Below are 13021 nucleotides of genomic sequence, written 5' to 3'. Positions count from 1 at the left end.
CATGCATGGTAGCGCTGCCATTGCGACTGCACATCCACGAGGGGGACATAGCAAATGAAAAAGTTGTTCGGCATTGCGGCTTCGGCTATTTTGCTGGCCGGCGTCACGACGGCATGCGGCAGCGGTAATAATGGCGATTCAACGGGAACGCCGGCGCCATCCGGCTCCTCTGCCAGCGCGGAATCGAGTCCGTCGGACTCCACGAACGATAAATTCACGTTGAAAGTGGTTGCTTCCGACCTGAAGGGCGACGGGCTGGACGTAGCGACGGAAATGTTCAAGCAGAAATATCCGAACGCCGAAGTGCAGGTCGTTACGGGGGGCTGGGGCAGCGGCGGACAGGATTTGCGCAACAAGCAGCTGATTCTGCTAAGCGGCGGAGAGTCGGCCGACGTCGGCAAAATGATCTGGGGCAAGGAGTTTTTTCGCTCCGGCGTCATCGACGATATTACGGAAGCGGTGAAAAGCTGGGAGGTCTACGACCGCCTGAGCGACGGGCAGAAGGACAGAATGATGCTGGACGGCAAAGTGTACGGCGTCACCTTCAGCAGCAACACCGTCTACATGTTCTATAACAAAGACATTTTAGCCCAAGCGGGCTTTAACGAAGCGCCGAAAACGCTCGACGATCTCGCAGCGATCGCCAAGAAAATCAAGGAAGCGAACCTGCAGACGGCGGACGGCAAGCCGATCTACGCGACCAGCTTCGAGGGCGGCAACTGGGCGACCGATTACTGGCTGTGGGCCAACGGCGGCAAGCAAATGACGGACGACTATTCGAAGACGCTGATCGACTCGCCGGAATCGATCCAAGCCTACCAATTTATGCAGGACTTCGTGAATAACGGGTGGGCGCCGAAAATCGACGGAAGTTACGACCAGCTCTGGCTCAACGGTCAAGTCGCGGTCTGGTTTTGCGGCGATTGGGACATCCCGGCAACGATCAACGCGAACATCAACGCCGGCTACGCGCCTATGCCCCAAGGCTCGTCCGGTCTAAATACGACCAGCGTCGGCGGCGTGGAGTGGGCGGTATTCAAGCAATCGAAGCGTAAGAAGGAAGCGCTCGATTTCATTGAAATTCTCGTATCGAAGGAATTCCAGTTGAAAACGCAAGGGCTGACCACCGACCTGGCGCTATACGACGATCCTGAGCTTCAGGCGACCTGGAAGGCCGACGGCACCTTTGAAGGCCGCATGGCGGAGAAGGTGCAGCTGCAAAACACGAAATATAACTTCCTTGAAGCGCCGTTCCTGTTCCCGGACGCATCCAAAATCTACAACGCCGCGCTTGAGAAAATCTTGATCGGCGGAGCGGATGTGACGGCTACGATGAAAGAGGCGGCTGAGCAAATCAATAAAGGGATAGCAGAGGCGTCGAATTCCTAACGTAAGCTCGATATCCGAACATAGAACACATCGGTCCGGTCTTGATAGGCCGGATCGGGCCGATGCGCTTGGGAGTGAGAAGTATAGCAGCTATAGCAAATGCGCCGAAGATGAGAAAACGCAAGCTGTCGAAGCAAGGAATCGTCTATGCCGTGCTGACGCCGACCGTTTTGTACTTTGCGCTGTTTTTCTACTATCCGTTCTTTACGAACGTCGTCTGGATGTTCACGGACTATAATTTTCTGAATAGTGCGAAATTTGTCGGTTTGAAAAACATCGCGCGATTCTTCGATGACCCTTACGCCTGGAAAGCGCTCAAAAATACTTTTGTGATTACACTGGTCAGCACGCCGCTGACGCTGGGCGTCTCCTTGGCGCTGGCCATGGCCGTGTTTTACTTGAAGCTGGGCAAGGCCGTCATCCGGGGAGCGATCTTCTCCACCTACATCGTCTCGACGATTGTGGCCGCTATCACGTTCAAGGTGTGGTTCAACGACGAGCTCGGCTACGTGAACAGCATTTTGACCGGCCTTGGGCTAAAAAAGGTGCCCTGGCTCACCGACCCGTTCTGGGCGATGGTTGCGATTATTATGCTGAGCGTGTGGCTGCTGATGGGCTATTTTATGGTCATTTTTCTGGCGGGAATTTCCGGCATCGACACGCAGCAATTGGAAGCCGGAATGATGGACGGGGCGAACAAGCGACAGCTGTTTTTCCGGATTACGCTGCCGCAATTAAAGCCGGTCATGATCTTCTCCTCGATTATCGCCGTGTCGATCTACTTGAAGACGTATCCCTCGGTCGTCATTCTGACGAACGGCGGCCCCTACCGCTCGACGGAGACGATTCTAATGTATATGTTCGATCAGGGGTTCGTATCGAGGAACGTAGGCTACGCCTCGGTGCTGGGGATTGTCATTTTCCTGATTACGATGTTGATATCCCTGCTGCAGTTGAAGTTGACCAAATTTTTCTCCGAGCAGGGGGGATGAAGACATGAATACGCAGAAGGCGAGCAGAAGCTGGCTGGATTTTGTTTATTTGCTGGGGATGGCGGCGGTCGCTTTTGTGCTCCTGTCCCCTGTCATTTGGCTTGTGTCCGCTTCGTTCCAAGGGCCGGGAGAAATTTTCAAGGTTCCGTTCCGGTGGATTCCGCAGCACATTTCTTTGGAAAATTACAAAAATGCTTGGGAAGTCGGGCAGGTCGGGAGGGCGCTGTGGAATTCCGTGTCCGTATCCGTGCTGATGCTTGTGTTCCACCTGTTCCTTAATGCGTTCAGCGGGTATGTGATCGTGAAGTATTCTTTCAAATTCAAGAGCCTGATGATTGTGTTCGTGCTGGCGACGCTGATGCTGCCGCAGGAGATTACTTTTCTGCCGGTCTACAATCTAGTGAAATCGTTCGGGCTGGTCGACAGCCATCTGGGCTTGGCAATTCCGTTCTTCTACAGCGGCTTCGGCGTTTTTCTGATGATGCAGTTCGCCCGCGCCATCCCGGATGAAATTCTCGAATCGGCCAGAATCGACGGCTGCTCGGAGTACCGCATCTTCTTCCGGATCGCGCTGCCGCTGCTCAAATCCGCGATCGCCGCGCTGGGCATTATGGCGTTCTCGTTCATTTGGAATGAATATGCCTGGGCGAACATTGTGGTTCTCTCCGATCAGATGCGGACGTTGCCGATCTCGCTTACTTTCCTGGCGAAATCGTCCGACAACTCGGTCAAAATTTCCGCGCTGATTCCCGCCAGCGTTATCGCAATGACGCCGGTCATGCTGCTGTTCTTTATTTTTCAACGCCAGTTCGTAGAAAGTGTGGCAAGCTCCGGAGTAAAAGGGTAACCGCAACGGAGGTACGACCAATTCACTTGAGAGGTGATTCGAAAATGATCAGCTTTACGCTCGGAAGAACGGTTAAATACGCCAGTTTTGCTTTGCTCGCGCTTGCTCTTGCCGTTATCTGCTCTTCCCAAGCTTCCGCGCAAACGGTCGTGTCGCAAGTCGTGCAAAGCCCGGACGGCAAGTATTATTTGCAAAAAGACGGCAAGCCGTTTCTATACCTCGGCATTCAAAATACCGGCACAACCCAATTAAAAGGCAGATACGCCAACGACAGCTATCCTAACGCGCCGTATCCGACGCCTATGCCGCTGAGTTGGCTGGAGAACGTCTATGAGAAAACGCAGGCGCTCGGCTACAAGGTCGTTCAGCAGCAGTTGACTTGGGCCGATCTGGAGCTGACGAATACGCCCGGCGTGTACGACTGGACGATCATCGATCAATACGTCGATTGGGCGAACGAGTACGATCTGTATATCGACATCGTCTGGTTCGGCACCAATGTAGGCGGAGGCGGCGTGCTATCGGGATATCCTTACGGCTGGAACACGAATGTGCCTCCTTACTTGCAGAATCACGATAAATATTGGAATAACGGGGACGGAGTCGGTTCGGGCGCCAACACGCCTCATCTTCCTTCGCAAGGCGCGGATGCCGCCAATCTGTTCGCCTGGGAGAGACAAGCGATCAGAGCTTTGTTCGATCACTTGGCCGACTATGATACGAACCATAGAGTCATTCTTTTCCAAGTGGACAACGAGCCGAATCTGGCCGCCAATTACGAGGCCGACAAGACGGAGTGGCTCAGCGTCCTAAACAGTCTGGCAGAGCAGGTCAAGCTGTCCGATTACGTCGTGGCTACGAGAGTTAATCTGGCTGGCTATAAGAGCGGCGATCCGGATATTAAAAACAGCAGCCCGCACATCGACTTCAATGGTCCGAGCTTGTATTCATCGAGCGTAGCCACGGTGATGAACTCGGTGAAAGCCCGCTCCGGGTCCAACCTGACCTATATCGCGGAAAATGCGGGAAGCTACGAAAATACCTCGTCGTTGACGGTTACGGCGCTGGTGAACGGCGGATTTTACGACGTGTACCAGCTTAACGACTCGTGGACTTTCTCCAATCAAGGGATGTTAGGCGCAACCCCGTACAATACGTGGACGCTCGGAACGCTGCCCCCGTTTACGGCGCAAGCGACCGATATGAAAAATCTGAACAACGCGATGAATAAAGTCGGCTCTCTGATTGCGGCTGCGCATCCGTCGAGAATGGCGGGCTACAACATGGAGAGCGACTATCCGGTCTCATCCTATAATGCGTTCAAGTCGGTAGCCGGCAAGGACATTGCTTTCTATTCAACGGACAATTCCGTGGGCATGGTCGTCAACAACGGAAGCTATTTCTATGCGGTATCGGATACGGCCAATTCCGCGAATGTTCATTTTACGACCAAGGAAAATCCGGTTTCGGCCACTTACGGCTATATGGACAGCAGTGGAAACTGGGTTAGCCAAGGCCATATAGCTGTCGTGAATAACGGCAACGGAACGTGGAAGATTCCGTATTCCTCGCAGCAGGCGGTCAGAATCGAGCTGTCTCCGGCAGAGAAATTCGCCGCAGCGACGAACGCCAACAATCTGTTCCCGGCCTCCAACGCGATCGACGGCAGCCAGGGAACGGCCTATGTGAGCGGGGATTCTCAGGTTTTCCCGGAGTATTTGACCCTCTATTATAATCAGCCGCAGACGTTTAACCGACTCAGTGTGTCCTGCGATTTCTGCCAGGGGCAGGGCGTTACGAACTACGACGTACAGGTGACAACGGATGGTGCGAATTGGAGCACGGTAGGGTCCTCAGGCACGGTAAGCTATGCGGGCAATAGCGCGGCCATTGAGACGAGCGTCGTGGACTTCACGGCAGTAACGGGAATTACAGGCATTCGCATCCAAATCAACAGCGCGAATATCCAGTGGGATCATTTTGTGGTGAATGAGATGACCCCATCTTATAGCGCCGGCTCTTCGAATACGGTGACCGCAAGCGCAACAAGCGTTAACGGAGCGTTCCCGGCTTCGCGGGCTATCGACGGAGATCAAGGCACGGCTTACGTCAGTGCCGATAATCCGACTTTCCCGCAATATTTGACCTTGACCAACAGCCTGCCGCAGTCTTATCAGCAGCTGAGCCTTACCTGCGATTTTTGTCAGGGGCAAGGCATTACGAGCTTTGACGTGGAGGTATCCACGGACGGCACGAGTTGGAGCACAGCAGCGTCCTCCGGCACGCTAAGCTATACGAGCAATAGCGCCGCCATCGAGACGAAGACCGTAAGCTTCGCTCCGGTGACCGGGATCAAGGCGATCCGCATTAAAATTAACAGCGCAAACCTGCTGTGGAACCACTTTGTCGTGAACGAAATTCAAACCAGCTAGAACGGCCGATTCAAGCAGCAAATGAAGCGGAAATTTAAGCAGAAGCAAGGAGGCGCCTTACTTGGATTATGTCAAACATGAAGGAATCCGCTGGACGATCGTTCACGGAGAATATGAGGGAGTGGAGCGCCATGCGCTCGACGTGCTGTACAATATCGTGCAGCCGCATGTACCGTACTTAATGACGCTGCACTCGCATGCGACGGACAAGCAAAGTTTGAGCGACTACAACCTGATTGTACTGGGCACCGTCCGCTCCAATGCCTGGATCGCGGAATTGTCGGAGCGGGGTCACATTCAGCCGAATCCGAAAGCGGAAGGGTATGCCATTAAAGTGTTCGCCAGCCCGCTCAACCCGGAGCGGCAGATGATCGTGATCGCCGGCGCGGACGGGAATGGGACGTTGTACGGCGTGAACGATTTCGAGCACTATTATTTGGACCCGAACGAGGACGATCTGTACGAGAAGAAAAGGAATTTCACGGAACCGATGCCGGAATACGAAGCCTCCAGCGCTCCGGCCATCCCCGAGAGAGGCTTTTGGACATGGGGGCACGTCATCTACGACTATCGGAAGTATATGGACCACATGGCCAAGTGGAAGCTGAATTTCATTACGATTTGGAACGATTTCGCTCCCATCAACGCCAAGGAAGTGACCGATTACGCGCATTCCCGGGGCATTAAAGTCATCTGGTCGTTCTCCTGGAGCTGGGGCGAGGATTGCGATCCGAACGACCCGGAAGAGCTGAACAAATGGACGGAGCGCGTGCTCGACACTTACGAGACGCAGTATGCTCATCTGGGCGGAGACGGCATTTATTTTCAGACGTTCACGGAAACGAAGGAAAAGCATATCGGCGGCAAGCTGATTGCGGAGGTCGTGGTGGACTGGGTGAACCACATCGCCGGGAAGCTATTGGAGAGACACCCCGAGCTGTGGCTCAAGTTCGGCATCCATGCCACGTCGATCGAAGAGAATTATCCGCTGCTCGCGAAGCTGGACCCAAGGGTAAACATTACCTGGGAAGACGCCGGGTCGTTCCCGTACAGCTACGATGCGAACGATAACCAGTCGATTGCCGAAACGATGCAGTATACGGCCAACATCGGCGGGCTGCGAGGCGAGCAGGAGGATTTCGGCTTGGTCGTCAAGGGCGGAACGTTCCTGAACTGGTTTGCTTTCGAGCATCAGAAAGGCGTCATTGTGCTCGGCCAAGCCAGCGAAGCGTTAATTGACAGCCTGTCCGGTCAGAAAGCCCGACCTTATAAGCAGTGGAGACATCAGCAAGCCTACTGGATGAAAAACCTGCACAATCTGTTGGATACGCTGAAGGTCATTGTGGAGCAAAACCCGAAACGGATTGCCGCCGAAGCGTTGGTCGAGCATGGACTATGGGAGCGGTATATGTGGTTCCCAGCGGCATTATGCGCGGAGAGCATGTGGAACCCTTATGAGAGCGCCGAGGAAATCATCAGAAAAGTAGCTTTGGCGAAGGAAGTTCATTTTGCTTAGATAGCCGAGGCGGTTCGTTAAAAACAGGGGTCGGCATCTCCCGGAAGGCTGGGGGAGTTGCCGGCCCCTGTCTGATGTCGACAGTGATGGTCGTGTGCAAATCTAGATCGTCCACTGCCCGTGAACGATGCCGACAAGATGCCAATCGTCGCCAGCAGGCGTAAATACGAGCACAAGGCTCTGCCAATCCATGCCGTCGAGCTCTTCGTCGAATCCGGGGAAATAGAATTCTACATATGAGGCTCCAGGGTAAACCTCTGGAACGTTAAAGATCGCATTGCCCGTGCCGACGATTTTATTGACGTTGACTTGCGGAGCATCCGCGAAATCCTTCGTATATACGAACTGCTCGTAGTAATCTCTGAACGTGAGCTCGATCGGCTCTCCGCTGCCGTCGGCTTCGCCCCACTTCAGCTTTTTCTCGTCCTTGAAGGTTGGGAACGTCTCCGGCTTGAACGAGAGATCGGTATCTACATTGACATAAGGATACGGCGAGAAGCGCAAGCCTTGCTCCGGGTCGATCAGGGTGACTAGGGAACCGAGGTCCCTCTCTCTTAAATAACCGACGGCTTCGAGCGCAAGCTCCTTGATCTTCGCGTCGGACGTTTGCTCTTGATCCGTAGACGGAGCGGGCGAGCTTTCGCTTGGCTCGACGGACGGCTCCTCGCTTGCGGTAGATGTAGCTTGGCCCCCTAAAGACGATGCGGGCGGGAAAGTTATCGGAGCATCGGTTGCTCCGTTCTTATTGGTGGCGGCTCCGCAGCCAGCCAATAGGACAGCGAGAAGAACCGCGGCCAGAAGCGGAAACTTGCTGCGCATAGTCTATTCCTCCTTGCAGTTAAGTATTTATTTAGACGCAATAATCGCTGAGATGTTCCGGTGGAAAATGATGAGATGCAATAATTTATTGCTTTTGGGCGGAGGGAAGGGGACATATTGTTGCTTGCTCCTAAGAAATAGCCCGGATGTACAGAGACCCCATTGTAGCGGGTTCCTTGCTGTATATCCGGGCTGTTTGCGTTCATGCCGATGCCGCGTCGGAAGAAGTCGAGGCCGTCAATCGGTTTTCTTCTTAGCTTTAGGAACGGGAGCGACGGACTTGGTATTCTCCAGCGTGTCATTGACGAAGGCCATGTCCTGATTTTCCGCGTGCATCCGGGTCGTACCTTTGTAGTTGCCTTTATGCGATTTGTTTTCCACGGGTTATCCCTCCTCTCTTCGAGGTCATTGTGCGCAGTTTGTGAGGGCGTTATCCGCATTGCGGCGGTGGTCAAGAATGGAGCGGAGGATTGGGGAAATGCATTCGATCAGTTCCTTTACGTAGGAACGTTTGTTTGGTATAGTAGTCATCAGAAAGCTCATGAAACGACGAGTGAAGCACACTCCGATTAGCGCGGCAACGCGCTCGGGGTGTGCTTTTTTGCGTTGGCAGGATAATCGCGGATCAGAGGGGATGTGGTGTATAATGAAGCCAAAGAATCCAGATAAGAAGAAGCAACCGAAGAAAGAACCATTGAAGTTGGATCAGATGATGAGCGTGCTGTTCCGACTCTCCAAAGATTTGCAGTTACAACTGCTTAACGGATTGTTCGGTGAGAATTTTACCAGAGCCGACGTAAAGTCGATTTACTACGGCAACGCCAAATTCGATTCGGACGATTACAATCGCATCATCGGCGATCTGTTTATGAAGCTGGATACGATTCGCGGCGTTTTTCACTATCATGTCGAGTTCCAGACACTGAACAACAGATCGATGGTTATCCGCATGTTCAGATACGGCTTCGAGAAAGCGTTAGAGCTAGTTGAAGCGAAGGCGGAGGACGGCGTGCAACTGCTCGCATTCCCCAAGCAGCTCGTGATCTTCCTGGAGCAAAACAAAGCGATCGGCGACGAGCTGCGCTTCCGATTGCGGCTGCCGGACGGGACGGAGACGATGTACGCGGTGCCGGTGTTGAAGCTCTGGACGCTGACGCCCCGTGACATGCAAGAGCGAAAGCTGTTCGCTCTGCTGCCGCCGCAGGTGTTCCGCTCTCGCAAGCGGATGCGCCGCATTGCACTAAGTCAGCGTACGGACGACGAGAAGCAGCGTCTTCTCGCCCAAGAGTTTAAGCGCCTTAAAACGATGATCGAGGAAACGGTGGAAGTACTGCGGGAGCTGCGCAGGAAGCGGCAGTTACGGCTTGAAGACTTGGATAAGATGTTGCAGGTGCTGCAGAATATTCTGAACTACTTATACCGTCATTACGGAGAATATAAACAAACGGAAAAGGAGGTAAACGAGATGATCAAGACGTTTATTCCCGAGGCGCTGAAACGGGGCAGGAGAGAGGGAAGAAAAGAAGGTGAAAGGGCCAGACAGATTAAGGTGGCGCGCAACCTGTTGGAACTGGGCGTCGACAGGGATACGATTGTCAAAGCGACTGAGCTGTCGACGGAGGAAATCGAGAGCTTGGCGCGGCAGAAATAATGCTTATCGGGCAATAGGTTGGACAGTGGACGTTGCAACGCAGTTCCGTTATAATTGCGTGAGAATTGAACAGCTTGACGATGCGTTTGCGTCAGATGTCGCAAGCGGTCGCAAGAAGTCAGGAGTGTTAGGATAATGGCATTGTCGTGCGGAATTGTCGGTCTTCCGAACGTAGGGAAGTCGACCTTGTTTAATGCAATTACGCAAGCGGGAGCGGAAATGGCGAACTATCCGTTCTGTACGATCGATCCGAACGTCGGCGTCGTGGAAGTGCCGGATGAGCGGATGCAGAAGCTGGCGGAGATCGTGAATCCGAACCGGATCGTACCGACTGCTTTCGAATTTGTCGATATCGCGGGCCTGGTCAAAGGCGCTAGCCGCGGAGAGGGACTTGGCAATAAGTTTCTGGCCAATATCCGCGAAGTGGACGCGATCGTTCACGTCGTTCGCTGCTTCCAGGATGAGAACATTACTCATGTGTCCGGCAAGATCGATCCGATCAACGATATCGAGATCATCAATCTTGAATTGATTTTGACGGATATCGAATCCGTCGAGAAGCGGATGGAACGTACGCGCAAAGGGCTGAAGAGCGGGGACAAGAAGGTTGTCGAGGAGCTTGCAGTGCTTGAGCGTCTGCATGCGACGCTTACCGCGGAGAAGGCGGCAAGAAGCTTGGAGCTGACCCCGGAGGAAGCTCGTCTCGTCCGCGATCTTCATCTGCTTACGATGAAGCCGGTGCTGTATGCGACGAATGTAAGCGAGAGCGACGCGGCCAACGCCGACGGCAACGAATATGTGCAGAGAGTGCGCGAATATGCGGCTGCGGAAGGCTCCGAGGTCGTGCATATCAGCGCGAAGGTGGAGTCCGAAATCGCCGAGCTGGAGGGCGAGGACAAGGAAATGTTCCTGGAGGAGCTAGGGCTGACCGAGTCCGGGCTGAATCGGCTCATTCGCGCTTCGTACAAGCTGTTAGGACTGTACACGTACTTTACGGCAGGCGTTCAGGAAGTACGGGCATGGACGATTCGTCAGGGGACGAAAGCTCCGCAAGCTGCAGGCGTTATCCACACGGACTTCGAGCGGGGCTTTATCCGCGCCGAGGTTGTGTCGTACGAGGATTTGGTCGCCAACGGATCTATGAAAGCGGCCAAAGAGAAAGGTCTGGTACGGCTGGAAGGCAAAGAATATGTCGTCGCCGATGGCGATGTCATGCACTTCTTGTTTAACGTCTAGAGTACGACAGGGCGTTTAACTCGCATAGAAGATAGATCTCGGCGGCGGGCGATTTCTTCCGGAAATCCCCAAGAGAGAGGAGATGCGAAGTGACGGGCAAGGCTCAAACGGTGCAACGTACGACTACGACTACAACGCAACAGCCCCCCTTAAGTAAGCAAGCATCTACGGGGCAGCTTCTTGGCGCGCAGGGTCTCGGACTGGCGCAAACGCTAACGGGGCAAGGCGGCGGAACCTTGCTGCAAATGCAGGGAACAGTCGGCAATCAGGCGACTGCGCAGGCGCTTCAACAGGCCAATGCCGGCTCCGCACCCTCATCATCGTCAGGCGCTCCGGCACAGGAGAAGCCCGCCCGGCTGAACTCCTGGACGGGTGCTTTCATGCGAGATTATAAGGAAGACACATCGACTCCTGGGCAGACCGCCTACGAGGTTCAGGAGCAGACGAAAAAGGGCAGCAAGATCGGCCATCGGAATGAGTTCTACGATCTTGGCATCGACGATTCGACCGGGGAATGGAGAATGATCCGCTCCGGTCAAGAAAAAGGCTTTCTCCGCAAATCGAAGATCTCTTACAAGAGTATGGCGGGTCTTCACGAGGGGCTGGCGAGCGAGAAGAAGAAGCATGGAGCGCAGCAAATCTCCCAAATCGGAAATCCGCCGAAGGAAGACGATGAGGAAGGCCCGATGGATCACGCCGCCGAAGGCGTCGAGCTGTTGATGACCGGACCCGAAGGCGTCATGGATGTGCTGGACGAGAAGATCGACGCGCTGGACGGCTTAGAGGATAAAGCGGATGAGAAGGAAAGTCTCGAGCGTGAGAATGCAACAGTCGGAGTAGCAAGCTCCGCCGGTACGCTAGCCGGCGCCGGTCTCGAAGGCTTGATCGGCTTGAGGAAGATCATCAAATCGGCCAAATCGACGGATAAAGAGACCGACGAGAAAGCCTTCGACATTACGGAAGGCGTCTTGGATACGGCGAGCGGAACGAGCGGCTTTGTCGAAGGCGTGTCCGGTCTGGTCAACGATATCGGGACGCTTAAGGGGGCCGAGCTTTCCAAAGCGGAGGCGGTCAGCGATTGGAGCGGTTCGGTCGGAGAGGCGATCGGTGCGATTAAAAGCGCTTTCTTTGCGGTCAAGGACATCTATGAGCTGGTGAAAAAAGCGCTTAGCGACGAGGGAGCAAGCCTGGACGAAACCGTTGAAGGCGGGCTGTCCGCCGTGCACAACCTGCTGGAAGCGGCCAAGTCGGGAGTAGAGACGGTTAAGTCGATTCTGGAGATTCTGAAGATGGGAACGGGAGAGCTGTCCAAGGTCATTCCCGGTCTTGGCATTGCGGTCAGCGGAATCTCAATCACGGTTAAAGTGTACAATATGATCAAAGCCAGCATCTCCCAGCGGGAGATGACCACGATCAAGCGGGACTTTAAGAGCAAGTATCTGGAAAAGCACAAAGCCGAACACGGAGACAGCTACAAGGAAAAAAGCTATGTGAAGGAAAACAACTACAGCATAGGCGGTTTTTCGCTGCGCAGCTCGACGGGAACCGATAAGGAGAAGTTGGCGGATCGAGTTAATGAGTTGTCCGCCAAGCAGGATCGCACCCCGGATGAGGATGCCGAACTGAAGGATATACAGGAATATCAGTTGGCCAAGGAAATGAAGTATATCAACAGCAAGCGTCTGACTCGCGGAACGATCCAAGTCGGGCTTGAGATGACCAATATCGCCGGAGAAATCGCGACGCTGAGCGGAGTTGGAGCTCAGGTGGGCATTCCGCTCAAGGCGGCGGCTTCCGGCGTCGGCGTGTCGATGAGCATCGCCCGCAAGGTCAAGCAGTATGGACGGGATCGCGCCTCCCAACAGGGAGCTTGGGGAATTACAAAATCGATCTTCAATGCGGAGAAGTCGTCGGACAAGAAGCAGGCCAAACGCATCGAGCACGCGAATATGATTCTGGAAATGATCGAACAGCTGCCCGAGTATTCGCTGGACGACAAGGTTCAAAAAGAATACCGGCAAGTGGAACGATATTTGGCCGCTACGGGCACCAGTATTCGCGAGCTGCACCGGAAAAACGGCGATGTGAGCGAACAGCGCAAGCTCATCGTGGAAAATATGGCCAAGCGGGAATAAAGCG

At 54.1% G+C, this 13021-nt stretch carries 10 protein-coding genes; 8 read left to right on the top strand and 2 right to left on the bottom strand.

Annotated elements, in window-relative coordinates:
* The first annotated feature begins 54 nt into the window (after positions 1–54).
* From J4772_RS33900 to J4772_RS33880, 5 genes are all read left to right on the top strand, one after another.
* Positions 55–1389 (top strand): ABC transporter substrate-binding protein, encoded by a 1335-nt coding sequence (locus tag J4772_RS33900; protein ID WP_209073241.1) that lies wholly within the window; start codon positions 55–57, stop codon positions 1387–1389.
* 110 nt (positions 1390–1499) lie between these two features.
* Entirely contained in the window at positions 1500–2381 is an 882-nt protein-coding gene (locus J4772_RS33895) for a carbohydrate ABC transporter permease (RefSeq protein ID WP_209073240.1), read from the top strand.
* A 4-nt stretch (positions 2382–2385) separates the two neighbouring features.
* Positions 2386–3228 carry a carbohydrate ABC transporter permease gene (locus tag J4772_RS33890; protein ID WP_209073239.1) on the top strand — a complete coding sequence of 281 codons (843 nt, stop codon included), beginning with the start codon at positions 2386–2388 and terminating at the stop codon, positions 3226–3228.
* A 44-nt stretch (positions 3229–3272) separates the two neighbouring features.
* Positions 3273–5660 (top strand): discoidin domain-containing protein, encoded by a 2388-nt coding sequence (locus J4772_RS33885; protein WP_209073238.1) that lies wholly within the window; start codon positions 3273–3275, stop codon positions 5658–5660.
* Between the two features lie 61 nt (positions 5661–5721).
* On the top strand, positions 5722–7176 hold the full coding sequence (locus J4772_RS33880; protein WP_209073237.1) for a hypothetical protein: 1455 nt from the start codon (positions 5722–5724) through the stop codon (positions 7174–7176).
* A 102-nt stretch (positions 7177–7278) separates the two neighbouring features.
* Here J4772_RS33880 and J4772_RS33875 read toward each other — a convergent pair whose 3' ends face one another.
* Positions 7279–7995 carry a hypothetical protein gene (locus J4772_RS33875; protein WP_116060736.1) on the bottom strand — a complete coding sequence of 239 codons (717 nt, stop codon included), beginning with the start codon at positions 7993–7995 and terminating at the stop codon, positions 7279–7281.
* A 237-nt stretch (positions 7996–8232) separates the two neighbouring features.
* Positions 8233–8376, bottom strand: coding sequence for a hypothetical protein (locus tag J4772_RS33870; protein WP_181917628.1), 144 nt, complete (start codon positions 8374–8376; stop codon positions 8233–8235).
* Between the two features lie 265 nt (positions 8377–8641).
* Here J4772_RS33870 and J4772_RS33865 point away from each other — a divergent pair, with 265 nt between their 5' ends.
* The 3 genes from J4772_RS33865 to J4772_RS33855 all read left to right on the top strand — a co-directional run bounded on the left by J4772_RS33865 (position 8642) and on the right by J4772_RS33855 (position 13017).
* Positions 8642–9646 (top strand): RpnC/YadD family protein, encoded by a 1005-nt coding sequence (locus tag J4772_RS33865; RefSeq protein ID WP_209073236.1) that lies wholly within the window; start codon positions 8642–8644, stop codon positions 9644–9646.
* 135 nt (positions 9647–9781) lie between these two features.
* The gene (gene ychF, locus J4772_RS33860) at positions 9782–10882 is read left to right on the top strand and encodes a redox-regulated ATPase YchF (protein ID WP_116060734.1); all 1101 of its coding nucleotides are present in this window, start codon (positions 9782–9784) and stop codon (positions 10880–10882) included.
* An 89-nt stretch (positions 10883–10971) separates the two neighbouring features.
* On the top strand, positions 10972–13017 hold the full coding sequence (locus J4772_RS33855) for a hypothetical protein (RefSeq protein WP_209073235.1): 2046 nt from the start codon (positions 10972–10974) through the stop codon (positions 13015–13017).
* Positions 13018–13021: the final 4 nt, after the last annotated feature.

It is taken from the genome of Cohnella sp. LGH, assembly GCF_017671885.1.
In the GTDB taxonomy this organism is placed as follows: domain Bacteria; phylum Bacillota; class Bacilli; order Paenibacillales; family Paenibacillaceae; genus Cohnella; species Cohnella phaseoli.
Note: the sequence above shows the minus strand (reverse complement) of the source record. Positions and strands in the feature narration are given on the sequence as shown.